The organism is Achromobacter veterisilvae (genome assembly GCF_900496975.1).
Lineage (GTDB): Bacteria > Pseudomonadota > Gammaproteobacteria > Burkholderiales > Burkholderiaceae_B > Achromobacter > Achromobacter veterisilvae.
The window spans coordinates 101,833-125,078 of sequence record NZ_UFQC01000007.1 but is presented as its reverse complement, the minus strand read 5'-3'; the positions used below and the strand labels follow the sequence as shown (position 1 = coordinate 125,078).

Sequence of the window (23,246 nt, the reverse complement as noted above, 5' to 3'; positions counted from 1 at the left end):
CCCCGGTCATGCGCTGCAATGCAGCATCGGGGTGGAACGAAAGGTATGGGCCCGGAGCGCGCCGTGGGGGCAATGGGACAGTTGCGTTGGCCGCATCCTAGCCAGCGTGGCGGCGCGCTGCGCGGAATTTCGTTCCGCCCCGGGCTGGAAATTTATTCCTGACCGGCCCGCAGGCCGCATGGCCATTGGGATGCCCGTTTGCAGACATCTTCCAGCCATAGGGAAAACGCTTGGCGCGCGCCGCCAGGCGGGCGCGAGGCTTCGGTGCACAAGTAGTACTGGGATTCGCCGGGGATTTCGATGTCCAGCACGCGCACCAGCTTGCCTTCGTCCAGCCACTCCGCGGCCAGCGTGCGGCGCGTGAGCGCGATGCCCTGGCCGGCGCGCGCGGCCGCCAGCATCATGCCCAGGTCGACCAGCCACACGCCGCGGGAGGGTTCCGGCCAGTCCAGCCCCGCGGCGTCCAGCCAGGGGCGCCAGGGCTCCATCGGGCAGCGCAGCAACTGCGCCCGGGCCAGGTCCGCGGGCCGCCTGAAGGGGCCGCGCGCATCGCGGTAGCCCGGCGCGCAGACCGCGAATACCGGGTCCTGGGTGAGCGGGCGCGCATGCAGCCCGGGGTGCTTGCCGCTGCCGAAGCGGATCCAGACGTCCGCGTTGGGCGGCATGATGTCCAGGTAGGGAATGGACAGCATGATCTCCAGCTCTACGTCGGGGTGCGCGGCGGTGAAGCCCGGCAGGTAGGGGATCAGGACCTGCCGGGCGAAGGTCGGCGTGGACACCACGCGCAGCGGTTCGGGCTTGGGCTCGCCGCGCTTGTGCAGCGAGGCGTCCGACAGCAGGTCCAGCGCGGTGCGCACCTGTTCTAGGTATTCGCGCCCGGCCGAACTCAGCGTCGCGCCCCGGCTGCTGCGGATGAAGAGGGAGACGTCCAGCAAGGCTTCCAGCGCGGCGATGCGCTTGCCGATGGCGCTGGCGGTGACGAAGAGTTCTTCGCTGGCGCGTTCGAAGGAGCCCAGGCGCGCGGCCGCTTCGAACGCCTGGATGGCGGCCAGCGGTGGCAGGCGCACGTCTTTGGGGGAAGGTCCGCGCATGATCGTCTGGAGGGCCGGCTGCGCCCGACGAAAAAGTGGCAACGGACCGATTATAAGGACGCGGGCGCCAGGCGGGCGGAACGCCGGATCGGGGCCTCGCGCGCTTACACGCCCTTCAAGGCCAGGCTGACCGCCAGCGCGGCCATGACCGCGGCGATGACGCCGTCCAGCACGCGCCAGGCGGAAGCGCTGGCGAAGAACGGCGCGAACACGCGCGAGCCGATGCCGAGCACCGCCAGCCACAGCAGGCTGGCCGTGAACGCGCCGGCGGCGAACGCCATGCGGGCGTCCTCGAAGCCGTGCGCCAGCGAGCCGACCACCACCATGTCCAGCCAGAAGTGCGGGTTCAGCAGCGAGAAACCCAGGGCGCCCAGCATCGCGGCGCGGCGCGAGGGGACCACGTCGCGCGCGGCGGCCAGCCCGCCCGTGGCGGTCCAGGCGCGGCGCGCCGATTGCAGGGCGTACCAGGACAGGAAGGCGACCCCGAACCACAGCACGGCGGTCGTCAGCCAGGGGAACCAGGACGTGAGGGCCTGCAGCCCGGAGACGCTGGCGAAGATGAAGACGGCGTCGATCAGCGCGCAAATGGCGACCACGCTCAGCAGATGCGCCCGCATCAGCCCCTGGCGCAGGATGAATGCGCTTTGCGCGCCCACGACGGCGAACAGGCCCAGCCCGGTGGCCGTTCCGCTGGCCCAGGCAGTGAAGAAAAGGGGGGAGGACAACGTGGCGAACATGATGCAAACACCTATGACTGCTGCGCCTGTGGCGGCGCTTCGATAATCGCGCCGGCCACGGGAGGAGTACCGGCGATGCGCTATTTTCCCTTGCCAAGTGAATGAAATAAAGCTAATTTTTCTTCACTATATTAAGTAAAACTAATCTTATGAAAATCGATCACGGGAACCTGCGGGCCCTGGCCGCGGTGGTGCGCGAAGGCAGTTTCGAGCGGGCCGCGCTGGCCCTCAGCGTCACGCCGTCCGCCGTGTCGCAGCGGATCAAGGCGCTGGAAGACCGCATGGGCCGCCTGCTGGTGCAGCGCACGGTGCCGGCGGCGGCCACGTCGGACGGGCAGGTGCTGGTCCGGCTGGCGGAGCAGACGGCGCTGCTGGAACACGACGCCCTGAACCGGCTGGGGGTCGCGGACGACGACGTGCCCTACGCCAGCATCCCTGTGGCGGTCAACCACGACAGCCTGGAGACCTGGTTCGTCGAGGCGGCCGTGCAGTTCTCGGCGCGCACCCGGGCCACGCTGGACATGCAGTCGGAAGACCAGGACCACACGGCCGCGTTGCTGCGCAACGGTTCGGTGCTGGGCGCCGTGACCGCGCTGGCGGAGCCGGTCCAGGGCTGCCGCATCCACGCGCTGGGCAGCATGCGCTACGTGGCGACGTGCACGCCGGCGTTCCACAAGCGCTATTTCTCGCAGGGCGTGAACGCGCAAACGCTGGCGCAGGCGCCGGTGCTGGTATTCAACCGCAAGGACGCCCTGCAGGCCCGCTTCGCGCACAAGATCGCGGATCCCGCGCCCTGGCAGCCGCCGGTCTGGTGGGTGCCGTCCACCCGCGCGTTCGTGCAGGCCACGCTGGGCGGCCTGGGCTGGACCATGAATCCCCTGCCGCTGGTGCAGGAGCATCTTGACGCAGGTCAGTTGATGCTGCTTCGGGGGCGCGCATGGGAAGACGTGCCGCTGTATTGGCAGCATTGGCGGGTAAACTCCGAAGCGATGGAAGCCCTGACCGATTCGGTTCTGTCAGCCGCCCGCAGCCTGGTCCGGCGGCGTTAACCCCTTAGGAGAACAACCCATGAACATCCGCAAGCTCGCTGTCATCGCCGCCCTGGGCCTGTGCACGGCCGGGACGGCCTGGGCGAAGGACTACAAGGTTGGCGAGGTCGAGATCGACGACCTCTGGGTTCGCGCCTCCGCGCCGGGCCAGTCCAACGGCGCGGGGTATATGGATATCGACAACGACGCCAAGGCCGCGGATCGCCTGCTGTCGGTCGCGTCGGATGCCGCCGAGCGCGTCGAATTGCATACGGTGCAGACCGAAAACGGTGTGTCGAAGATGCGCCAGGTGGAAGGCGGCATCGCCTTGCCGGCCGATACCGAGGTCAAGCTGAGCCCCGGCGGCTACCACGTCATGTTCATCAAGCTGAAGGCCCCGTTCGCCGAGGGCGCGACGGTGCCGGCCACGCTGAAGTTCGAAAAGGCGGGCGAAGTGGCCGTGCAGTTCAAGGTCAAGCCCGCGTCGCACAATCCGGGCATGGGCCACGGCGGCATGGACCACGGCATGATGAAGCACTAGGCTGCCGCTGCGTTGTCGGCGTTATCGGGTGGTGTCTGACACCCAGGGCACGCCCGCGCATGCTGAAGCCATGTCTCACATGGGTGTCAGACACCTGGCAGACACCGGGCTAGATCGCCCGCTTTGACCGGCATCTACCCACGAGGCAAGACCTGCCCCGATCGGGGCCGCGCGGAGCCGGGCTCCGCCGGTCCGCAGCGGCGCCCCCCTGGGGGGGAAGCGCGCAGCGCTTCGGGGGGGGACTAGTACAGCCCTTGCTGGCGCATGGCGTCGGCCACCTTCACGAAACCGGCGATGTTGGCGCCGTCCAGGTAGTTGACGTATTCGCGCTCCGTGTGGCCGTGGCGCACGCAGTTTTCGTGGATGTCGCGCATGATGGCATGCAGGCGGGTGTCGACCTCTTCGCGCGTCCAGGACAGGCGGGCCGAGTTCTGGGCCATTTCCAGCCCGGATACGGCCACGCCGCCGGCGTTGCTGGCCTTGCCCGGGGCGTACAGCACGCGGGCGGCGATGAAGGCCTTGGCGGCTTCCAGCGTGGCCGGCATGTTGGCGCCTTCGGCGACGCAGATCACGCCGTTCTTGATCAGCGTCTGCGCATCGTCCAGTTCCAGTTCGTTCTGGGTGGCGCAGGGCAGGGCCACGTCCACGGGCACGTGCCACGGACGCTTGCCTTCTTCGTACTTCAGGCCGAATTGGCGGGCGTACGTGTCCAGGCGGCCGCGCAGGTCGTTCTTGATGTGCATCAGCGCAACCAGCTTCTCATGCGTGAAGCCGGCTTCGTCCACGACGGTGCCGTTCGAGTCCGACACGGTGACGACCTTGGCGCCCAGCGCCATGGCTTTTTCGATCGCGTATTGCGCGACGTTGCCCGAGCCCGACACGGACACGCGCAGGCCATCGAAGGAGCGGCCCACGCGCTTGAGCATTTCTTCGGCGAAGTACACCGTGCCGTAGCCGGTGGCTTCGGGGCGGATCAGGCTGCCGCCGAAAGTCAGGCCCTTGCCGGTGAACACGCTGGCGGTGGAGTTGGACAGCTTTTTCATCATGCCGGCCATGAAGCCGACTTCGCGCGCGCCCACGCCGATGTCGCCGGCCGGCACGTCGGTGTCCGGGCCCAGGTGGCGGTACAGCTCGATCATCAGGGCCTGGCAGAAACGCATGACTTCAGCGTCGGACTTGCCCTTGGGATCGAAATCGGAACCGCCCTTGCCGCCGCCCATGGGCAGCGTGGTCAGCGAGTTCTTGAGGGTCTGTTCGAAGGCCAGGAACTTCAGGATGGACAGGTTCACCGAGGGGTGGAAGCGCATGCCGCCCTTGAACGGGCCGATGGCCGAGCTGTGCTGGATGCGGAAAGCGCGGTTGACCTGGGCGCGGCCCTGGTCATCGGTCCAGCACACGCGGAACTGGATCACGCGTTCCGGTTCCACCAGGCGCTCCAGCAGGGCGTGCTCGGCGTAATGGGGGTGCTGTTCGATGAAAGGCCACAGGCTCAGCATCACCTCCTGGACGGCTTGCATGAATTCAGGCTGTTGCGGGTCGCGCGCGGCGACGCCACGCAGGAAGTCGTCCAGACTCTGCACTTTCAACATGATCTCCTTGGGGGTGCTTCGAATAGGTGCGGGCTGCGCCGTATTGGGGCGCGAAAGACACGGTTTTGGTGCAAGGTCGCACCTGTATGGTGCGGAATTGTAGGGCTAAATTGTTGCTCTGCGCAAAGGCGGAAATTGCGCCATCACCTTGATATCAAAGCTCTTTTTGCAGTCTGATAATTAGGGACATATTTATGTGCGAAAAACGCCTTGGCGTCTGAAAGCCATGGGTTTTTCATGAATTGGCTTGAATTTACTGGGGAAATTAATTTGTCCCCAATTAATTCTCCTATGGAGAATTGGCTCGCCAGGTGACCGCCAAGGTCGAAATCGGGTTGGGGGAGGCCTTCGGGGCACTGGTCGAGCCGGCAATTCTAAATTATACGTCCCCATTTATTTATTTGAGAAAGATCACGCCCCGGAGACAGTTCATATCTGCGCGACGGCCAGGGCGCCGCCCAGCGCCATCAGAACGGCCCCCACCACACGGTCGGCCGTCCTTTGGTGGTCCAGCAGGGTCTGGCGCAGCAGCGGCGAGGAGATCGACCACGCCACGGCGCTGAACCAGAGCCAATGCGCGAACGACATGAAGAGCCCATAGCCGAACTGCCAGGCCAGCGGCGTGCCGGGCGACACAAGCTGGGTATAGGTGCTGACGACGAACAAGGTGGTCTTGGGATTGAGCGCGTTGGTCAGGAAGCCACTGTACAGCGCCTGCCGGCCCGAGAGCGCCGGGCGGGCGGAAAGGTCGCGGTCGACCGGCGTGCGGTTGAAGAAGGTCTTCCAGCCCATGTAGGCCAGATAGCAGGCGCCCGCCAGTTTGACGCCCTGCAGCACGGATTGCGCGTGGCGGGCCAGCAGGCTCACGCCGAACATCGTATAGAACACGTGCACCTGCACGCCCAGCGCGATGCCGGCGGCGCAGATCAGGCCGATGCGCCGGCCGTACAGGTAGCTGTACCGCGTGACCATGGCGAAATCCGGTCCCGGGCTGACGACGGCGAGAATAGTGATGAGGGCGACGGCGATCAGTTCGGTCATGGCGGGGCGGGACTGGCGGTGAACGGAGCCGGCATTGTGCGGCGCTGGCGCGTATCGCAAAAACGATTTTTAATGCCGGCTATCCGTCAGAAAAAATCACCGATTGCCATGAAGCTGCCGCCGCTCAATGCCTTGCGCGTCTTCGATGCCGCCGCCCGCCACCAGGCGTTCGGCAAGGCGGCGGAAGAACTGCACGTGACCCATGGCGCGGTCAGCCGCCAGGTCAGGCTGCTTGAGGACAGCCTGGGGCTGGCCTTGTTCGAACGCCGGAACCGGGGTGTTTTCCTGACCGATCCGGGCAGGCAGCTATTCGACCTCACCCGCGCCCTGTTCGAACAGTTGGCGGTGGGCCTGGCGAAGCTGAGCCCGCCCGCGGCCGACGCGCCGCTGGTGCTGTCCTGCGAACCGACGATCGCCATGATGTGGCTGATTCCGCGGCTGCCCGAATTCCAGCGGATCCACCCTGGCGTGCAGGTGCACCTGTACGCGGCGGGCGGCCCCCTGGATTTCGCCGCCCAGGGCGTGGACGTGGCGCTGCGCCGCAATGACTTCGAGTGGGATGCCGCGCTGCATGCCGAGCGCGTGTGCGAGGAATGGACGGGGCCGGTATGCCGCCCGGGCCTGTCCGAGGCCGCAACCGCCGACCCGGCCGGCGATGCCTGGGGCGGTGCGCCGGCGCTGGGCAGCGCGACGCGGCCGCAGGCCTGGCGGCAATGGTCCCAGGCCTCGGGCATGAAGCCCCCGAGGCGCGCGGGGCCGGTCTATGAACATTTCTACCTGAGCCTGCAAGCCGCCGCCGCGGGGCTGGGGGTGGCGATCGGGTCCGCGCTGATGGCGTGCGACGCCGTGCGCGACCGCCGGCTGGCGGCGCCCTGCGGTTTCGTGCGCGACGGTTCGGCCTATTTCCTGTTGTCGCCGCGGCCCTGCGCCGAGGATCCCCGGGCGGCGGCGTTCCTGGGCTGGCTGCGGCGGGAGGCGGCGGCATCGCTGCGGGAAGCAGGGGCCGCCGGCGCCGGCCCGGATCAGAGCGTGGTGTCGTAGTCGATCGTCAGCGGAGCGTGGTCCGAGAAGCGCTCGTCCTTGTAGATGGCTACGTTGCGGGCGCGCGCCGCGATGCCCGGCGTCGCGATCTGGTAGTCGATGCGCCACCCGACGTTCTTGGCCCAGGCCTGGCCGCGGTTGCTCCACCAGGTGTATTGGTCGGGCCGGTCGTCGATGGTGCGGAACACGTCCACGAAGCCGCGCTTGTCGAAGACGTCCGTCAGCCAGGCGCGCTCTTCGGGCAGGAAGCCCGAATTCTTCATGTTGCCCTTCCAGTTCTTCAGGTCGATTTCCTTGTGCGCGATGTTCCAGTCGCCGCAGATGACGAACTCGCGGCCGGTGGTCCGGTGCTCGTGCATCAGGCTGTCGATCCAGGGGCCGAAGCGGTCCAGGAAGCGGTACTTCGCCTGCTGGCGTTCGTCGCCGCTGGAGCCCGACGGCAGGTAGGCGCTGATCACCGACAGGTTCTTCCAGTCCGCGCGGATGATGCGGCCCTCGGGGTCGAATTCCTCGCAGCCCAGGCCGGTGTGCACGCGTTCGGCCGCGTTGCGCAGGTAGATGCCGACGCCGCTGTAGCCTTTCTTCACGGCATGGTGGAAATGGCCGGTGTAGCCCGGCGGATGGCGCAGGTCCTCGGTCAGGTCGTCGTGCGAGACCTTGATTTCCTGCAGGCAAAGCACGTCGGCGGCGTGCTTCTCCATCCAGGGTTGCAGGCCCTTGCGGAAGGCGGACCGGATGCCATTGAGATTGAGCGACGTAATGCGCAGCAAAGCGAAACTCCTGTAGGGCGGCCTTGAGGGGCCGGACAATGCCAGGAATTTAACCGACTCGGCGCCGATGCCCGGGAATAGCCCTGACAACGGATAAAATGCCAGCGTTTGCCACCTACCGGATCCTCTCGCATGACCGCCGCCCATTCCTCCGCCACCGCCCTCGATTTCGTCCGCTTCGCCTTGAACGAAGGCGTGCTGCGCTTCGGCAGCTTCAAGGTCAAGTCGGGTCGCATCAGTCCCTATTTCTTCAACGCGGGCCTGTTCAACAGCGGCGGTTCGGTCGGCAAGCTGGCGCAGTTTTACGCCCAGGCGCTGCTGGATTCCGGCGTGGCCTTCGATATGCTGTTCGGGCCGGCCTACAAGGGCATCCCGCTGGCCACGGCGACGGCCGTCGCCCTGGCCGTCCATCCCGGCATGCAGGGCCGCGGGGACGTGCCGTTCGCGTACAACCGCAAGGAAGCCAAGGACCACGGGGAAGGCGGCACGCTGGTGGGCGCGCCGCTGCAAGGCAAGGTCGTCATCATCGACGACGTGATAACGGCGGGCACCTCGGTGCGCGAGTCGGTGGAAATCATCCGCGCCGCGGGCGCCGAGCCGGCCGCCGTGCTGATCGCCATGGACCGCATGGAACGCGCGGGCCCGGACGACGCCCTGTCGGCCCATTCCGCCGTGCAGGACGTGGCGAAGACCTACGGCATCCCGGTGGTGTCGATCGCTTCGCTGTCGGACATCCTGGCCCTGCTGCAGGACGACGCGTCGTTTGCCGAACACCGCGACGCGGTGCTGGCCTACCGGACGAAGTACGGGGTGTAGCAAACGCCCGTTCACAGCGGCGCGGACAGAGGGCGGCCTGGTGCCGCCCTTTTAGCCGTAGCTTGCCGCGGGCTCGGCGATGCCGTGGGGCTGGCCGAAGACGGCAACGCCACTGGCCCGGGCCGCATCCGCCAGCTTGCGATCAAAGGTGGCCAGATACGCCTTGCTTCTCTGGGCGAGTTCCAGGTAGCTGGCATCGTAGACGGTCAATCCGTGAGTGCGAGCCAGTTGATAGCTGCGGGGAATGCTGGAAGACGGGTGGCGTGGATCCGGGAAAATGGGCAGCCGTTCGAGAAGCTGGTTGAACGAGGACCGCTGGTCTTCGGAGACGCGTTGGCTGCGTTCGGCGCGCAATATGCCGTTGGCGACTTCGACCCGCCAGATGTGCGGCACGGTGTTGTTCGACCCATGGGCGACTTCCAGCAGATGCCGGGCCAGCAGCGACTCGTGGGCGTCGACGCGGCCCAGCAGCCAGGCCAGGACGACCGATGCATCCGGTATCAGGCGGATTGGATTCATTCCCGGCCTTCTTCGATCCAGGATCGGATGACTTCGTGGGAAACGGCCGGCGCTGGCGTGAAGCATTTCATCGCTTCGAGCGCATTGTGGGCATCCAGCGACGTCGTGGGCAGGGCGGGGGTCAGCCTGGCGCAGGGCACGCCGTCAACCGAAATGATGAAGTGCTGCCCCTGGCGGACGGCTTGCAGGTGGTCGGAAAACCGGTGCAGGAGGTCGCTGCTGCTGATTTCGAGGTAATTCATGGCCAAGCCTCTGATCGAGAGTCGAACAAATCATTCTTGGCCAAACAAAAGGCCGCGGCAAGATGCCGCGGCCCTTCGTTTCGTCTGATACCTCGTGAGCGCAGCCGTTGAAGGGCGCGCTCCGCAGATGATCAGCCGTCCAGCTTCTGCTTCAACAGGTCGTTCACCTGCTGCGGGTTGGCCTTGCCGCGCGCGGCCTTCATGATCTGGCCGACCAGCGAGTTGAACGCCTTCTGCTTGCCGGCCCGGTACTCTTCCACGATGGCCGGGTTGGCCGCCAGCACCTCGTCGATCATGGCGCCGATGGCGCCCGTGTCGCTGATCTGTTTCAGGCCGCGGGCCTCGATGATGGCGTCGGGCTGGCCGCCGTTTTCGCCGGCCCACATGGCGCCGAAGACTTCGCGGGCGATCTTGTTGGAGATGGTGCCGTCGATGATGCGGCCGATCAAGGCGGCCAGGGCGGGCGCCTGCACGGGCGAGTCGGCGATGTCCTTTTCTTCCTTGTTCAGCGTCGCGGCCACTTCGCCCATGATCCAGTTGGCGGCCAGCTTGGCCTGGCCGGCGGGCAGGGCCTGGGCCACCGCCTCGAAGTAGGCGGCCAGGCCGCGGCTGGCGCTGAGCTGGGCCGCGTCGTAGGCGGTCAGGCCGTAGTCGGACTCGAAGCGGACGCGCAGCGCGGCCGGCAGTTCGGGCATGGCGGCGCGCACTTCGTCCACCCAGGCGCTGGAGATCACCAGCGTGGGCAGGTCGGGATCCGGGAAGTAGCGGTAGTCGTGCGCGTCTTCCTTGCTGCGCATGCTGCGGGTTTCGTCGCGGTCGGCGTCGTACAGGCGGGTTTCCTGGACCACGGTGCCGCCGTCTTCGATCAGCTCGATCTGGCGGCGCGCTTCATAGGTGATGGCGCGTTCGAGGAAGCGGAACGAGTTGACGTTCTTGATCTCGGTGCGGGTGCCGAATTCCTTCTGGCCCACCGGGCGGACCGACACGTTGGCGTCGCAGCGGAACGAGCCTTCCTGCATGTTGCCGTCGCAGATGCCCAGCCACACGACCAGGCTGTGCAGGGCGCGGGCATAGGCCACGGCCTCGGCGGCCGAGCGCATTTCGGGTTCCGTCACGATTTCCAGCAGGGGCGTGCCGGCGCGGTTCAGGTCGATACCGCTGGCGGGGGCGCCGTTGGCCAGGTTGAAGTCGTCGTGCAGGGACTTGCCGGCGTCTTCTTCCAGGTGGGCGCGGGTCAGGTTGACGGTTTTTTCTTCCTCGCCGACGAAGAACGACAGCGTGCCGCCCACGACCACCGGCAACTCGTACTGGCTGATCTGGTAGCCCTTGGGCAGGTCGGGGTAGAAGTAGTTCTTGCGGGCGAAGACCGAACGCGGCGCGATTTCGGCGCCCACCGCCAGGCCGAAACGGATGGCGCGTTCCGCGGCGCCGCGGTTCATGACCGGCAGGCTGCCCGGCAGCGCCAGGTCGACTTCGTTGGCTTGCGTGTTGGGCGCGGCGCCGAATTGGGTGCTGCTGCCCGAGAAGATCTTGGAGCCGGTGGAAAGCTGGGTGTGCGTTTCCAGGCCGATGACGATTTCCCAGTTCATTATCTGTAGTTCCAATCAGTAGTGCGCAGCGGAGCGGCGCCAGCGCCGCCGGGCCGCCCCAAGGCGCTGGCAGCCCCCTTGGGGGGCAGCGAGCGAAGCGAGCGTGGGGGCTTCATCAAAGCGGGCACCGCGTATGCCAATCCGTCGCTTGTTGGTAGCGGTCGGCGATGGCCAGCAGGCGGCCTTCGTCGAAGTAGTTGCCGATGATTTGCAGGCCGACGGGGCGCTGGTTGCCCGCTCCACCAAAGCCGCAGGGGATCGACATGGCCGGCAGGCCGGCCAGGCTCACGCCCAGCGTGTAGACGTCGGCCAGCCAGTCGGCCGTGGGATCGTCGCGGTTGTCGCCGATGTTCTTGGCGACCGTGGGGGTCACCGGCCCCATGATCACGTCGCACTGGCCGGCGTAGGCGCGCTGGAAGTCCTGGGCGATCAGGCGGCGCAGGCGCTGGGCTTGCAGGTAGTAGGCGTCGTAGTAGCCGTGGGACAGCACGTAGGTGCCGATCAGGATGCGGCGCTTGACCTCGTCGCCGAAGCCTTCGGCCCGAGAGCGGCTGATCATTTCGTTCAGGTCGCCGTACTGCGCGGCGCGGTGGCCGTAGCGCACGCCGTCGTAGCGGGCTAGGTTGCTGGACGCTTCGGCGGGGGCGATCACGTAATAGGCCGGAATGGCCAGTTCGGTGCGCGGCAGCGATACCGGCACGCGCACGGCGCCCAGCGCTTCGAACTGGGCCAGCGCGGCCTCGACCGCGGCGGCCACGTCCGGCGCCAGGCCGGCGCCGAAGTATTCGTCGGGCACGCCGATGCGCAGGCCCTGGAGCGGCTGGCTGCCCGCGGCGTCGAAACGGCCCTGCGCGGCGTCGAAATCGCGCCGGACGCGGCCGGGTTCGTTCACGGTGCCATCGCATTTTTCGAGGCTGGTGGCGTCGCGCGGGTCGAATCCGCTCATGGGATCGAGCAGTTCGAGCAGGTCGCGGCTGCTGGGGGCCAGCGGGCCGGCCTGGTCCAGGCTGGAGCCGAAGGCGACCATGCCGTAGCGCGATACCGTGCCGTAGGTGGGCTTGATGCCGCTGACGCCGCACAGCGCGGCGGGCTGGCGCACCGAGCCGCCGGTGTCGGTGCCGGTGGCGGCGGCCACCAGGCGGGCCGCCACGGCGGCGGCCGAGCCGCCCGAGGAGCCGCCGGGCACGGCGGCGTGGTCCCAGGGGTTCTTCACGGCGCCGTAAGCGGAGTTCTCGTTGCCGGAACCCATGGCGAATTCGTCGCAGTTCAGCTTGCCCAGCGACACGGCGCCGGCCTGTTCCAGCCGTTCGACGACGGTGGCGTCGAAGGGGCTGACGTAGCCGTCGAGCATCTTGCTGCCGGCGGTGGTGCGCCAGCCGCGGGTGACGAAGGCGTCCTTGTGGGCGATCGGGATGCCGGCCAGCGGGCCGGCCGAGCCGGCGGCCAGCGCCGCGTCGGCGGCGCGGGCCTGGGCCAGCGTCAATTCGGCGTCAATATGTAAAAAGCTGTTCAGGCCGCTGGCCGCTTCGGCTGCGGCCAGGGCGCTTTGGGCGAGTTCGACGGCGCTGACCTGGCGTTGCGCAAGGGCCGCGCGCAGGCCGGCGATCCCTTCGAATTGGGTGTGCAGGGCGGGTTTCGTCATGGCTTAGTCCAGGACCTTGGGAACCAGGAACAGGCCGTCCCGGGCGTCGGGGGCGTTGGCCAGGAGTTCCTGGCGGCGCGCTTCCGAGCTGGTTTCGGTCACGGCGTCTTCACGCAGGCGCAGCACAATGTCCTCGTGGGCGGACAGAGGGTGGGCCAGGGGGTCGACGCCCTGGGTGTCGACCGACTGGAGCCGTTCGATCAGGTGGAGGATGCCGTTGAGTTCGGCTTGCGCGAGCGCGCGCTGTTCGGGGGTCAGTTCGATTCTGGCCAGCCGGGCAATGCGGGCCACATCTGTGTCGTTGAGCGCCATGGGGATTGCAAAATCGATAAGCGGAGGCTGAAGGGCGGGACAAGGCAGTATGCATATGCCGAACCCGTTACAAAGCTTGAATAGCCTGCATTTATGCGCTATTTCCGGGGAAATTATAAGTTATGATTCACGGTTTAATCGCCGTGATGACAGGCGGACCCGTCCTTTACCGGGCCCTACGCCCCGCGGCATGAACCCAATTCCCCCAGAATTTAGCTGAGCTCCCATGTTCGGATTCCTGCGCAGTTATTTTTCCAGCGATATGGCGATCGACCTCGGTACCGCCAATACGCTGATTTACGTCCGCGGCAAGGGCATCGTGCTCGATGAGCCCTCCGTGGTCGCAATCCGTCATGAAGGCGGGCCTCACGGCAAGAAGATCATCCAGGCCGTCGGCCACGAGGCCAAGCAGATGCTCGGCCGCGTTCCCGGCAATATCGAGGCCATCCGGCCGATGAAGGACGGCGTGATCGCCGATTTCACGGTCACCGAGCAGATGCTCAAGCAGTTCATCCGCATGGTGCACCCCCGCAACATGCTGGCGCCCAGCCCCCGGATCATCGTCTGCGTGCCTTGCGGATCCACCCAGGTCGAGCGCCGCGCCATCCGCGAATCGGCCCTGGGCGCGGGCGCGTCCCACGTCTTCCTGATCGAGGAACCGATGGCCGCGGCCATCGGCGCCGGCCTGGCCGTCTCCGACGCCAGCGGCTCCATGGTGGTCGACATCGGCGGCGGCACCACCGAGGTGGCGGTGATTTCGCTGGGCGGCATGGTCTACAAGGGTTCCGTGCGGGTGGGCGGCGACAAGTTCGACGAAGCCATCGTCAACTACATCCGCCGCAACTACGGCATGCTGATCGGCGAGCCCACCGCCGAACTCATCAAGAAGGAAATCGGCTCGGCGTTCCCGGGTTCCGAAGTCCGCGAGATCGAGGTCAAGGGCCGCAACCTGGCCGAAGGCGTGCCGCGCAGCTTCACGGTTTCCTCCAACGAAATCCTGGAATCGCTGACCGATCCGCTGAACCAGATCGTTTCGGCCGTGAAGATCGCGCTGGAGCAGACGCCTCCCGAACTGGGCGCCGACATCACCGACAAGGGCATCGCCCTGACCGGCGGCGGCGCGCTGCTGCGCGACCTGGACCGCTTGCTGCAGGAAGAGACCGGCCTGCCCGTCGTGGTGGCGGACGATCCCCTTACCTGCGTCGTGCGCGGTTGCGGCGAGGCGTTGGAACATCTTGAAAAGCTGGGCGCCATCTTCATCAACGACTAATTTTGCCCGCCAGCCCGGAGCCCCGCTTTTTCACGGCTCCGGCCGCTGCCGGAGCGACGGACGCGGGCGTCCGGGCTGAGATTCATGCAACGACAAGGGACTCCCCCCCTATTCAGGCGCGGCCCACCCGCGGAGGTGCGGCTGGTCGTTCTGGTCGTCCTTGCCCTGGCCTTGATCGTCATGGATTCGCAATGGCGCATGCTGGAACCGGCGCGCCGGGCGATGTCCGTGGCGCTGTATCCGTTCCAGCGCGCCGTCATGGCGCCGCGCGACCTCGTCCAGCAGGTGAACGAATGGGTCAACGCGGCCAATCTCATCCGTAGCGAGAACGAAGCCCTGCAGCGCCAGCGCATCGAGCTGGCCCAGGTGGCCACGCACGCGGCCCAACTGGCCGCCGAGAACGCGCAGTTGCGCCGCCTGCTGGGCGTGACCGACACGGTGGCGCAATCCGCGGTGGTGGTCGAGGTCATGTACGAGCCCACCAACGCGTTTACCCAGCGCCTGGTGTTCAACAAGGGCAGCAAGGCCGGCCTGGCGCCGGGCATGCCGGTGATCGACGAAGGCGGCGTGGTCGGCCAGATCGTGCGCGTGACGCCCATGACGGCCGAGGCGGCCCTGGTCACCGACGAACAGGTGTCCATCCCCGTGCAGTTGCTGCGCAACGGGCTGCGGCTGATCGCGTTCGGAGGCAATTCGCCGGGCAAGATGGAAGTCCGCTACCTGGCGGCCAATGCCGACATCAAGGAAGGCGATACTATCGTTACCAGCGGCGTCGGCGGCCTGTTCCCCGCCGGCCTGCCGGTGGCCAAGGTGACCTCGGTCGAGCGCGACACGGCATCCGGCTTCGCGCGCGCCGTCTGCGAACCGCTGGCCCATCCCGAACGCTATCGCCACTTCCTGGTGTTGCAGGTGGACGTGGCCCGCGCCGAATCCAACCGTCAGGAGGTCGATTCCGGTGGATCGGACTAATCAATCCGCGGGGCAGGCCCGGCCCCGCCTGGGCACGCCCAGCAATGTGCAGCCCGACCGCCTGTCCGGCCCGGCGCACGGCGTGTTCGTCTGGGGCTCCTTGCTGCTGGTGTGGCTGATTTCCCTGCTGCCCTGGCGCCTGTGGCAGGGCGCGCCCGACGTGCTGCTGCTGATCATCGCCTTCTGGTGCGTCCACGAACCGCGCCGGGTGGGGCTGTTCACGGCCTTTTTCTTCGGGCTGCTCATGGACGTGCACGACGCCGGCCTGCTGGGCGAGCACGCGCTGTCCTACACGCTCGTCGCCTACGGGGCCGTGGTGCTGCACCGCCGGCTGCAGCGGTTCGACCTCTGGAGCCAGGCGATGCACATGCTGCCTGTCTTCTTCCTTGCCCGCTTCCTGACCCAGATCATCCACGCATGGCTGGCCGGGCAATGGCCGGGCTGGGACTGGGGCGTGAGCGTGCTCCTGACCGCCGCCCTGTGGCCCCTGGCGGGCTGGGTCCTGCACCTGCCGCAGCGCGGTGCCGACGACGCCGAATCGTCCTCCGCCTGACGGCGGCGCCGCGTCATGTTCGAATTCAAGAAAACCGGCCAGCAGCAGAAGCAGCGTTTCCGCCTGCGCGCCTGGGTGGGCGGCATCTTCGCGCTGGCCTGCTTCGGCGTGCTGGTCGGCCGGTTCTGGTATCTGCAGGTCGACCGCTACGAAGGCCTGTCCGAGCGCGCCGACCGCAACCGCATCGCCGTCGTGCCGATCCCGCCCCGGCGCGGCGAGATCCTGGACCGCAACGGCGAGGTGCTGGCGCGCAACTACCGCACCTATACGCTCGAGGTCGTGCCGGCCCAGGCCGGCAACATGAACGAGCTGTTCGACCGGCTGACCGAGGTCGTGTACATCAGCCCGACGGACCAGCGGCGCTTCAAGCGCCGCGCCGCGGAATCCAGCCGCTACGCCAGCCTGCAACTGCGCAATAACCTCAACGAGACCGAGGCCGCCTGGTTCGCGGCGCACGCCTTCCAGTTTCCGGGCGTGGAACTGCGCGCCCGCTGGGTGCGCGAGTATCCGCAAGGCCTGTCGGCCGCCCACGTGGTGGGCTATATCGGCCGCATCGCCGAGGGCGACATCGAAGAACTGGACCGCGCCGGCCTGCTGGGCAACTACCGCGGCACCGACGTCATCGGCAAGAAGGGCATCGAGAAGACCTGGGAAGAGCAACTGCACGGCCGCACCGGCCTGGAAGAGGTCGAAGTGACCGCCGGCGGGCGGCCGATGCGCACGCTGCGCCGGATCGACCCGGTGCCCGGTTCCGACATCATGCTGTCCATCGACCTGGGGCTGCAGAAGGTGGCCGAAGAGGCCTTCGAAGGGCAGCGCGGCGCGCTGGTCGCCCTGGACCCCGACACCGGCGAGGTCCTGGCCTTCGTCTCGCAGCCGTCCTTCGACCCCAACCTGTTCGTGGACGGCATCGACGTGGACAACTGGCGCATGCTGAACGAATCGCCGGACCACCCGCTGATCAACCGGCCGCTTTACGGCACCTATCCCATCGGTTCCACGTACAAGCCCTTCGTGGGCCTGGCCGCGCTGGAACTGGGCAAGCGCCGCGCCACGGACCGGATTTCGGATCCCGGCTATTTCGAGTTCGGCGGCCAGAAGTTCCGCAACGCCGGCGGCGCGGCCTACGGCATGACCGACATGCACAAGGCCATCGTGGTGTCATCCGACACCTATTTTTATTCCCTCGGCCCCGAGATCGGAGTGAACGCGCTGCACGATTTCACCAAGCAGTTCGGTTTCGGCCAGATCACCGGCATCGACCTGGAAGGCGAGAAGCGCGGGGTGCTGCCGTCCACCGACTGGAAACGCTCGGCCTACAAGGACAAGGAGCGCCAGCGCTGGTATGCGGGCGAGACGATTTCCGTGGCGGTCGGACAGGGCTACAACGCCTTCACGCTGCTGCAGTTGGCGCAGGGAACGTCCACCCTGGCCAACAACGGGCTCTACCGCCGTCCGCACCTGGTGCACGCCGTGCGCGATCCGCGCAGCGGCGTGGCCAAGCCGACCGAATCCGTGCCCGATTACCGCATTCCGCTCAAGCAGGCCAACGTCGACGTGATCAAGAACGCCATGGCGGACGTGGTGCGCGCCGGCACGGCGCGGCGCGCTTTCGCGAACGCGCCCTACCAGGCGGCCGGCAAGACCGGCACCGCGCAGGTGTTCAGCCTGCGGGGCGGCCATTACCGCGCCAGCGCCATCGACGAGCGCCTGCGCGACCACGCCCTGTTCATGGGATTCGCGCCGCTGGAGCACCCCCGCATCGCGGTGGCGCTGATCGTCGAGAACGCCGGCTGGGGCGCGAGCGTCGCCGCGCCGGTCGCGCGCAAGGTATTCGATTACTGGCTGGCCAAGGACAGGCAGGACAGGATCGTGCGGCCCGACCGCGCGGACCCCCTGGCCTCGGTTGAAACCATAGCCTCCGAAGTGGTGCGCGAACGATGAAACGCCTGGGCCTCATCCTGTTGCGCGTGTTCACGGCCTTCGACTGGCCGCTGCTGGCGATCCTGCTGATGTTCGCGGCGCTGGGCCTGACCGTCATGCATTCGGCCGTGGGCGGCACCGACTGGCGGTTCGCCGAGCAGTCGCGCAACTTCATCATCGCCTTTTTCGCGATGTGGACCATGGCGCTGATTCCGCCCAAGTGGCTGATGAAGCTGGCCTTGCCCTTCTACGTGGTGGGCGTGGTGCTGCTGCTGGGCGTGGAGTTCTTCGGCGAAACCAGCAAGGGCGCCACCCGCTGGCTCAACCTGGGCGTGACCCGCATCCAGCCGTCGGAAATGATGAAGATCGGCGTGCCGATGATGCTGGCCTGGTACTTCCAGCGCCACGAAGGCGCCGTCCGCATCCGCGACTTCCTGGCCGCCGCCGCCATGCTGGCCGCGCCGTTCGGGCTGATCGTGCTGCAGCCCGACCTGGGCACGGCGCTGCTGGTGTTCGGCGCCGGTTTTTTCGTGATCTATTTCGCGGGCCTGTCGTTCAAGTTGCTGGTGCCCGTCATGCTGGCGGGCATCATCGCCATCGGCACGCTGATCTACTACGAGGACCAGTTGTGCGAACCCGAGGTGGACTGGGTGGTGCTGCACGACTACCAGAAGCACCGGGTATGCACCCTGCTCAACCCCAGTTCCGATCCCCTGGGCAAGGGCTTCCACACGATCCAGTCGATGATCGCGGTGGGCTCGGGGGGGATGTACGGCAAGGGCTACATGAAGGGCACGCAGACCCACCTGGACTTCATCCCCGAACGCACCACCGACTTCATCTTCGCCGTGTACGCCGAGGAATTCGGCCTGTACGGGGGCATCGCCCTCCTGGTGCTGTACGGCCTGATGATGGCGCGGGGGCTGACCATCGCGTCGCGGGCGTCGTCGCAGTTCGGGCGCTTGCTGTCGGGGGCGTTGACGATGATGCTGTTCATTTACGTGTTCGTGAACGTGGGGATGGTGACGGGGATTCTGCCGGTGGTGGGAGTGCCGTTGCCGTTCATGAGCTACGGGGGGACGGCTTTGTTCACCATGGGGATTGCTTTCGGCATCATGATGAGTATTAGTCGGCATCGGTCGGTGAAGAGTTGATTCTTCTGGTGGGCGTCGGGGTGGGCTTTGTAGGCGCTGTCGGTTGCTTTTCCTAGGTCTCTCTTGGTAGGTTGTTCTTGGTAGGTTGTTCTTCGTAGGTCGCCCGTCGGCGCGGGCGCCATGGCCGCTCGCGCCCACGATTGCGGTCCGGAGCCTTCGCTCCGGACTTCCCCTGCGTCATCCTCGTCCTCGCCTTCGGCGACTCCTTCGGATTCCCTCGGGCGCATCGAGGTTGCTCGCGTCCACGGCGCCCGCGCCGACGGGCTGCCGCCGTCTTGGCTCGCCGCGCTGCTGGACCTGTGTTCAGGGACGGGGTTTGCGTTGCCCGCCGCTTGCGGCCGCGCGGGCGGCCGCAAGCGGCATACGCAGCCTTGTGCGTCGGCGCGGGTGCGCTTGCGCGAATGCGGGTGAGTGGTTTGCTGGTGTGCACTATCGTGCGAGGGGGGGGCGGTGATGGGCGGCGCGCGCGGCAGGCTGCCGCTTGCGCATGCAGACCCGGACGCGCGCGCCGCCCATCCGGCATCGGGGTTGAAATGACGATCAGCGGAGCGCCGCCCCGGAAGGTGTCTCAGGAATGCCAGTTAATGCCAGGTGTCTGACACCCGTACGAGATGATCGCGCGGATTGAAGCGATCTTCCCGGGTGTCAGACACCCACGAAGCGCTGCTTCAAGCCTGACATGCCCCGGCCTGAGGGTGTCTGACACTGGCACAGGTGTTTCAAGAATGCCAGGTGTCTGACACCCGTACGAGATGGCCGTGCGGATTGAAGCGATCTTCCCGGGTGTCAGACACCCACGAAGCGCTGCTTCAAGCCTGACATGCCCCGGCCTGAGGGTGTCAGACACTGGCGCAGGTGTCCCAAGAATGCCAGGTGTCTGACATCCGTACGAGATGACCTCGCGGATTGAAGCGATCTTCCCGGGTGTCAGACACCCACGAAGCGCTGCTTCAAGCCTGACATGCCCCGGCCTGAGGGTGTCAGACACTGGCGCAGGTGCCTCAAGAATGCCAGGTGTCAGACACCCGCGAAACGCTACCTCACGGCAATGCCTCCGGCACGCCCAGATCGTTCGCCAACTGCTTCAACCCATCCCAGATCCGGCTGTCGAATTCCACGGAATCCGCGTTCACCGCCCGGTTGCGGGCTTCGTATTCGCCGGGATACTGCACGGCTTCGACGCCGGGTTGCGGCTTGCAGGCGTGCAGGTAGTCGATGAACGCGCCCACCTCCATCGACCGCCAGTCCGTATTGAAGTCCACCTGCGGATCCAGCAGCAGCGCGAACATATTGTTCGTCGCCACCCCGATGCGGGGATGCTCGGGCTGGATCGTGCCGCCGCCCGACAGGACGCCGGCCAGCAGTTCGGCCACCAGTCCCAGCGCGTAGCCCTTGTGGCCGCCGAACGGCAGCAGGGCGCCGGGGGGATCGGAGAACAGCGCGTTGGGATCCGTGGTGGGATTGCCCTGCGCGTCGATCAGCGATCCCGGCGGGGCCTGTTCGCCCTTGGCGGCCAGCACCCGCGCCTTGTTCACGGCGATCGAGCTGGTGGCCATGTCCACGATGAAGGGCGGGCGGCCGCCGGGGAGCGGGCCGGCGAAGCACAGCGGGTTGGTGGTCAGGCACGCCTGCGCGCCGCCGAAAGGGGCGACGGTGGGCGAGCGGTTGATCACGTTGGTGAAGGCCAGCAGGATCAGTCCCTTGGCGGCGACCATTTCCCCGAAGTGGCCCATGCGGCCCAGGTGGTGGCTGTGGCGCAGGGTCAGGATGCACTGGCCGTGTTCCTGCGTACGCTCGATGGCCTTTTCGATGATCACCTTGCCGACGTACTGTCCCAGCCCGTGGTGGCCATCGTAGGCCAGCATGGCGCCGCGGTCGTTGACCAGTTCCGGACGGCCGTCCGGCCGGGCCAGGCCCTCGGACAGCACGCGGCGGTAGTTCGTCAGGATGGACAGGCCGTGGCTGGTGTAGCCGACCCGGTCGGACTCCACCAGGTGCTCGGCCACATCGCGGGCGATGTCCTCGGGCACGCCTTGCGCCATCAGCACGAGGCGGCCGTATTCGTTGGCCTGGGCTAGCGATAGTTTCATCGTCCGCCCTCCTTACAGCCAGCCCAGCCAGCGCCAGTAGGTCATGCCCATCAGGATCATGAGCGCATAGCCGATGATGGTGACCAGGATGCCGACCTTGGCGAACTGCTTGGCGTTGAAGGTCTCCGTGCCCAGGCACACCATGTTCTGCGGCGCGTTGATCGGGAGGATGAAGCCGTAGCTCACCACGAAGCCCAGCAGCATGGTCATGCCCAGGCGGCTGAAGTCGCCCGGCAGCGTGGCCAGCACCGAGATCAGGATCGGCAGCATCGCCGAGGTCAGCGCGGTGGCGCTGGCGAAACCCAGGTGGATGACGATCAGGAAGGCCGCCAGGATCGCGAAGATGGCCAGGGGTCCGAGGTGGTCCAGGCCGGTGTGCGCCACGACCTGGTTGCCCAGCCATTGGCCGGCCTGCGTGGTCAGCAGCGCGGTGCCCAGGCTGATGCCGACGCCGAACACGATCACGGTGCCCCATGGGATGCGCGATTGCACGTCTTTCCAGGTCATCACGCCAAAGCGCGGCAGCAACAGCAGCACGAGGCCGAAGTAGGTGGTGGAGGTCGTGTCGAACTTGTGCAGCTTGCCTTCGGTCGACCAGAACAGCAGCAGCATGATGGACACGGCCATCAGGCGCTTCTGCGCGGCGGTCATGGGGCCCAGTTCAAGCAGCGACTTCTCGACCGCTTCCTTGCCTCCCGCGATGCTGTCGCTTTCCGGCGGCAGCAGCTTGAGCACGATGACGATCAGCACCACCGACATGATCAGCGACCAGGGGGCGCCGGCGATCAGCCAGTCCGACCACGCCACGCGTTCGCCCAGCATCTTTTCCATGAAGCCGACGGTCAGCAGGTTCTGCGCCGCGGCGGTCTGGATGCCGACGTTCCAGATGCTGGTGGCCTGGGCCACGATGATCATGATGCCGGCGGCGATGTTGGAGCGCTTGTCCACGCCGAAGGCCGCGATCACGCCCATCATGATGGGCACCACGGCCGCGCTGCGCGCGGTGGCGCTGGGCACGACCAGGCTCAGCACGATGGTGACGGCGATGCACCCGATCAGGATGCGGCGGGTGCTGGTGCCCACCCTGGACAGGGTCACCAGCGCGATGCGCCGGTCCAGCCCGGTGAACGTCATCGCCGCGGCGATGAACAGGGCGCCCGTGACCAGCGCGAGCGCCGAGTTCGAGAAGCCGGTCAGCGCCATGCTGATCGCGGCCGACGTGCCGTAGAGCACTTGCGGGTCTTTGACTGTCGGAGCCGTGCCCAGCAGGAAGGCCATCAGCGTCGTGATCATGATCGCGCTGGCTTCGTAGGACACGGCTTCGGTAATCCAGACCACCACGGCAAACGCGAGGATGGCGAGCATCCGATGGCCCGCGACGGGCAGGTCGGCCGGCAGGGGCAGCAGCAGCACGCCGATCATCACGACGATGCCGGCGACCAGTCCGATGGGAATTTTGGTTTTCTTTGGGGCTTGCGAGGCAGGAACGGCGGCTTGCGCGGTCATATCCATCTCCGGTTGAGGTCAAACTGACGACACGCCGCCCCGCGAGCACGGGATTAATCAATTCGGCATGTCGACGCTACAGGATGATCGTGACGGCATTGCGGAAAACCCGTATTGATTCAAGTCAAGCAGATGGAGATTTGCGCTTGTGGAAAACCTATCCCGCGCATTATGCTCGTCGGCCCCCGCCGGCGGCAAGCCGCTCAGCCCAGCGCCAGGCGCAATTGTTCGTTCAGGTGCAACGTGGGCGCAACGCGCCAGCCGCTCTGGGCATAGCGTAGCCAGCGGCCCAGCACCAGGTGCGTCAGCAGGCTGGCATGCGCGGCGACGTTGGCTTCCGGCGGCAGGCCGCCGTCGGTGATCGCGATGCGCAGCGATTGCTTCAGCGACGCTTCGATGCGGTCGTTGATGTGGTTGATGCGTTCCTGCAGGCGGTTGTCTTCCGTTACCAGGGCGTCGCCGGTCAGTACCCGCGTCATGCCCTTGTTGCGTTCCGAGAAGGTCAGCAGCATGGAGACGGTCTGGTGGGCCTGGGCCAGCCCGTAGGGCTCGGCGGTGGCGATCTGGTTGACCAGCGTGAAGATGCTGGTCTCGATGAATTCGATCAGCCCTTCGAACATCTGCGCCTTGCTGGCGAAGTGCCGGTACAGCGCGGCTTCCGAGACTTCCAGGCGCGCGGCGAGGGCGGCCGTGGTGATGCGGGACGCATGGGGCTGCTCCAGCATCTCGGCCAGGGTTTGCAGAATCTGGGTCTTGCGCTCGCCGGGTTTGCTCGCCATGGAAGTGTCTGCTCTCGCGCAGGCTGACGGTGAAGGGGAGGGAG

General features: G+C 66.7%; 22 protein-coding genes. 9 read left to right on the top strand and 13 right to left on the bottom strand.

All coding sequences use genetic code 11. The features are described from left to right. Positions 1-152: 152 nt before the first annotated feature. Together AVE30378_RS08290 and AVE30378_RS08285 are read right to left on the bottom strand one after the other, a co-directional pair. On the bottom strand, positions 153-1,091 hold the full coding sequence (locus tag AVE30378_RS08290) for a LysR substrate-binding domain-containing protein (RefSeq protein ID WP_165360125.1): 939 nt from the start codon (positions 1,089-1,091) through the stop codon (positions 153-155). A 104-nt stretch (positions 1,092-1,195) separates the two neighbouring features. Next, positions 1,196-1,828, bottom strand: a complete 633-nt coding sequence (locus AVE30378_RS08285; protein WP_129240376.1) for a LysE/ArgO family amino acid transporter — start codon at positions 1,826-1,828, stop codon at positions 1,196-1,198. Between the two features lie 149 nt (positions 1,829-1,977). Here AVE30378_RS08285 and AVE30378_RS08280 point away from each other — a divergent pair, with 149 nt between their 5' ends. Both AVE30378_RS08280 and AVE30378_RS08275 read left to right on the top strand, forming a co-directional pair. Next, positions 1,978-2,877, top strand: coding sequence for a LysR family transcriptional regulator ArgP (locus tag AVE30378_RS08280; RefSeq protein WP_129240373.1), 900 nt, complete (start codon positions 1,978-1,980; stop codon positions 2,875-2,877). A gap of 19 nt (positions 2,878-2,896) precedes the next feature. Further along, entirely contained in the window at positions 2,897-3,397 is a 501-nt protein-coding gene (locus AVE30378_RS08275; RefSeq protein ID WP_129240370.1) for a copper chaperone PCu(A)C, read from the top strand. A gap of 242 nt (positions 3,398-3,639) precedes the next feature. On the opposite strand, the gene gdhA is transcribed toward AVE30378_RS08275, so the two are convergent. Together gdhA and AVE30378_RS08265 are read right to left on the bottom strand one after the other, a co-directional pair. Continuing rightward, complete coding sequence (gene gdhA, locus AVE30378_RS08270) at positions 3,640-4,986, bottom strand: NADP-specific glutamate dehydrogenase (RefSeq protein ID WP_129240367.1); 1,347 nt, start codon at positions 4,984-4,986, stop codon at positions 3,640-3,642. A 429-nt stretch (positions 4,987-5,415) separates the two neighbouring features. Further along, positions 5,416-6,027 (bottom strand): LysE family translocator, encoded by a 612-nt coding sequence (locus tag AVE30378_RS08265; protein ID WP_129240365.1) that lies wholly within the window; start codon positions 6,025-6,027, stop codon positions 5,416-5,418. Between the two features lie 108 nt (positions 6,028-6,135). On the opposite strand from AVE30378_RS08265, the gene AVE30378_RS08260 reads away from it, so the two are divergent. Further along, positions 6,136-7,068 carry a LysR substrate-binding domain-containing protein gene (locus AVE30378_RS08260; RefSeq protein ID WP_129240362.1) on the top strand — a complete coding sequence of 311 codons (933 nt, stop codon included), beginning with the start codon at positions 6,136-6,138 and terminating at the stop codon, positions 7,066-7,068. Here the strand turns inward: AVE30378_RS08260 and AVE30378_RS08255 are convergent. Then, positions 7,050-7,838, bottom strand: coding sequence for an exodeoxyribonuclease III (locus AVE30378_RS08255; RefSeq protein WP_129240360.1), 789 nt, complete (start codon positions 7,836-7,838; stop codon positions 7,050-7,052). The genes AVE30378_RS08260 and AVE30378_RS08255 overlap by 19 nt on opposite strands. Before the next feature lie 132 nt (positions 7,839-7,970). Here AVE30378_RS08255 and pyrE point away from each other — a divergent pair, with 132 nt between their 5' ends. Next, a complete protein-coding gene (pyrE, locus tag AVE30378_RS08250) occupies positions 7,971-8,654 on the top strand; it encodes an orotate phosphoribosyltransferase (protein ID WP_129240358.1) in 684 nt (227 codons plus the stop codon). A gap of 51 nt (positions 8,655-8,705) precedes the next feature. Here pyrE and AVE30378_RS08245 read toward each other — a convergent pair whose 3' ends face one another. The 5 genes from AVE30378_RS08245 to gatC form a co-directional block, all read right to left on the bottom strand. Next, positions 8,706-9,173 carry a type II toxin-antitoxin system VapC family toxin gene (locus AVE30378_RS08245; protein WP_129240356.1) on the bottom strand — a complete coding sequence of 156 codons (468 nt, stop codon included), beginning with the start codon at positions 9,171-9,173 and terminating at the stop codon, positions 8,706-8,708. Next, positions 9,170-9,415, bottom strand: coding sequence for a type II toxin-antitoxin system Phd/YefM family antitoxin (locus AVE30378_RS08240; protein WP_062683294.1), 246 nt, complete (start codon positions 9,413-9,415; stop codon positions 9,170-9,172). Before AVE30378_RS08240 ends, AVE30378_RS08245 begins: the two co-directional genes overlap by 4 nt. A 131-nt stretch (positions 9,416-9,546) precedes the next feature. Next, the gene (gene gatB, locus AVE30378_RS08235) at positions 9,547-11,004 is read right to left on the bottom strand and encodes an Asp-tRNA(Asn)/Glu-tRNA(Gln) amidotransferase subunit GatB (protein WP_129240354.1); all 1,458 of its coding nucleotides are present in this window, start codon (positions 11,002-11,004) and stop codon (positions 9,547-9,549) included. Positions 11,005-11,119: 115 nt separating this feature from the next. Continuing rightward, positions 11,120-12,646, bottom strand: a complete 1,527-nt coding sequence (gene gatA, locus AVE30378_RS08230) for an Asp-tRNA(Asn)/Glu-tRNA(Gln) amidotransferase subunit GatA (RefSeq protein WP_129240352.1) — start codon at positions 12,644-12,646, stop codon at positions 11,120-11,122. Positions 12,647-12,649: 3 nt separating this feature from the next. Next, complete coding sequence (gene gatC / locus AVE30378_RS08225; protein WP_129240351.1) at positions 12,650-12,958, bottom strand: Asp-tRNA(Asn)/Glu-tRNA(Gln) amidotransferase subunit GatC; 309 nt, start codon at positions 12,956-12,958, stop codon at positions 12,650-12,652. 226 nt (positions 12,959-13,184) lie between these two features. On the opposite strand from gatC, the gene AVE30378_RS08220 reads away from it, so the two are divergent. The 5 genes from AVE30378_RS08220 (at position 13,185) to rodA (ending at position 18,827) form a co-directional block, all read left to right on the top strand. Continuing rightward, positions 13,185-14,228: a rod shape-determining protein gene (locus tag AVE30378_RS08220; RefSeq protein ID WP_006216320.1), complete on the top strand. Its 1,044-nt coding sequence runs from the start codon at positions 13,185-13,187 to the stop codon at positions 14,226-14,228. An 84-nt stretch (positions 14,229-14,312) separates the two neighbouring features. Beyond that, on the top strand, positions 14,313-15,197 hold the full coding sequence (gene mreC / locus AVE30378_RS08215; RefSeq protein WP_062683291.1) for a rod shape-determining protein MreC: 885 nt from the start codon (positions 14,313-14,315) through the stop codon (positions 15,195-15,197). After that, on the top strand, positions 15,184-15,750 hold the full coding sequence (mreD, locus tag AVE30378_RS08210) for a rod shape-determining protein MreD (protein ID WP_129240348.1): 567 nt from the start codon (positions 15,184-15,186) through the stop codon (positions 15,748-15,750). The genes mreC and mreD overlap by 14 nt, the downstream gene beginning before the upstream one ends. 15 nt (positions 15,751-15,765) lie before the next feature. Then, positions 15,766-17,694, top strand: coding sequence for a penicillin-binding protein 2 (gene mrdA, locus AVE30378_RS08205; RefSeq protein ID WP_129240346.1), 1,929 nt, complete (start codon positions 15,766-15,768; stop codon positions 17,692-17,694). Continuing rightward, a complete protein-coding gene (gene rodA / locus AVE30378_RS08200) occupies positions 17,691-18,827 on the top strand; it encodes a rod shape-determining protein RodA (protein ID WP_129240343.1) in 1,137 nt (378 codons plus the stop codon). Before mrdA ends, rodA begins: the two co-directional genes overlap by 4 nt. A 1,040-nt stretch (positions 18,828-19,867) precedes the next feature. On the opposite strand, the gene AVE30378_RS08195 is transcribed toward rodA, so the two are convergent. The 3 genes from AVE30378_RS08195 to slmA form a co-directional block, all read right to left on the bottom strand. Then, on the bottom strand, positions 19,868-20,917 hold the full coding sequence (locus tag AVE30378_RS08195) for an Ldh family oxidoreductase (RefSeq protein WP_129240341.1): 1,050 nt from the start codon (positions 20,915-20,917) through the stop codon (positions 19,868-19,870). A 12-nt stretch (positions 20,918-20,929) separates the two neighbouring features. Continuing rightward, positions 20,930-22,423 (bottom strand): DASS family sodium-coupled anion symporter, encoded by a 1,494-nt coding sequence (locus AVE30378_RS08190; protein WP_129240339.1) that lies wholly within the window; start codon positions 22,421-22,423, stop codon positions 20,930-20,932. A 203-nt stretch (positions 22,424-22,626) separates the two neighbouring features. Continuing rightward, positions 22,627-23,202, bottom strand: coding sequence for a nucleoid occlusion factor SlmA (gene slmA / locus AVE30378_RS08185; RefSeq protein ID WP_129240337.1), 576 nt, complete (start codon positions 23,200-23,202; stop codon positions 22,627-22,629). Positions 23,203-23,246: the final 44 nt, after the last annotated feature.

What these genes read in the sequence shown, in the direction of transcription:
- AVE30378_RS08190 (WP_129240339.1), bottom strand. Translation starts at nt 22,423, where the DNA reads ATGACCGCGCAAGCCGCCGTTCCTGCCTCGCAAGCCCCAAAGAAAACC.
- AVE30378_RS08290 (WP_165360125.1), bottom strand. Translation starts at nt 1,091, where the DNA reads ATGCGCGGACCTTCCCCCAAAGACGTGCGCCTGCCACCGCTGGCCGCC.
- AVE30378_RS08275 (WP_129240370.1), top strand. Translation starts at nt 2,897, where the DNA reads ATGAACATCCGCAAGCTCGCTGTCATCGCCGCCCTGGGCCTGTGCACG.
- gdhA (WP_129240367.1), bottom strand. Translation starts at nt 4,986, where the DNA reads ATGTTGAAAGTGCAGAGTCTGGACGACTTCCTGCGTGGCGTCGCCGCG.
- mrdA (WP_129240346.1), top strand. Translation starts at nt 15,766, where the DNA reads ATGTTCGAATTCAAGAAAACCGGCCAGCAGCAGAAGCAGCGTTTCCGC.
- AVE30378_RS08240 (WP_062683294.1), bottom strand. Translation starts at nt 9,415, where the DNA reads ATGAATTACCTCGAAATCAGCAGCAGCGACCTCCTGCACCGGTTTTCC.
- gatC (WP_129240351.1), bottom strand. Translation starts at nt 12,958, where the DNA reads ATGGCGCTCAACGACACAGATGTGGCCCGCATTGCCCGGCTGGCCAGA.
- gatA (WP_129240352.1), bottom strand. Translation starts at nt 12,646, where the DNA reads ATGACGAAACCCGCCCTGCACACCCAATTCGAAGGGATCGCCGGCCTG.
- slmA (WP_129240337.1), bottom strand. Translation starts at nt 23,202, where the DNA reads ATGGCGAGCAAACCCGGCGAGCGCAAGACCCAGATTCTGCAAACCCTG.
- AVE30378_RS08280 (WP_129240373.1), top strand. Translation starts at nt 1,978, where the DNA reads ATGAAAATCGATCACGGGAACCTGCGGGCCCTGGCCGCGGTGGTGCGC.
- AVE30378_RS08245 (WP_129240356.1), bottom strand. Translation starts at nt 9,173, where the DNA reads ATGAATCCAATCCGCCTGATACCGGATGCATCGGTCGTCCTGGCCTGG.
- AVE30378_RS08260 (WP_129240362.1), top strand. Translation starts at nt 6,136, where the DNA reads ATGAAGCTGCCGCCGCTCAATGCCTTGCGCGTCTTCGATGCCGCCGCC.
- AVE30378_RS08285 (WP_129240376.1), bottom strand. Translation starts at nt 1,828, where the DNA reads ATGTTCGCCACGTTGTCCTCCCCCCTTTTCTTCACTGCCTGGGCCAGC.
- AVE30378_RS08220 (WP_006216320.1), top strand. Translation starts at nt 13,185, where the DNA reads ATGTTCGGATTCCTGCGCAGTTATTTTTCCAGCGATATGGCGATCGAC.
- rodA (WP_129240343.1), top strand. Translation starts at nt 17,691, where the DNA reads ATGAAACGCCTGGGCCTCATCCTGTTGCGCGTGTTCACGGCCTTCGAC.
- AVE30378_RS08195 (WP_129240341.1), bottom strand. Translation starts at nt 20,917, where the DNA reads ATGAAACTATCGCTAGCCCAGGCCAACGAATACGGCCGCCTCGTGCTG.
- mreC (WP_062683291.1), top strand. Translation starts at nt 14,313, where the DNA reads ATGCAACGACAAGGGACTCCCCCCCTATTCAGGCGCGGCCCACCCGCG.
- pyrE (WP_129240358.1), top strand. Translation starts at nt 7,971, where the DNA reads ATGACCGCCGCCCATTCCTCCGCCACCGCCCTCGATTTCGTCCGCTTC.
- gatB (WP_129240354.1), bottom strand. Translation starts at nt 11,004, where the DNA reads ATGAACTGGGAAATCGTCATCGGCCTGGAAACGCACACCCAGCTTTCC.
- AVE30378_RS08265 (WP_129240365.1), bottom strand. Translation starts at nt 6,027, where the DNA reads ATGACCGAACTGATCGCCGTCGCCCTCATCACTATTCTCGCCGTCGTC.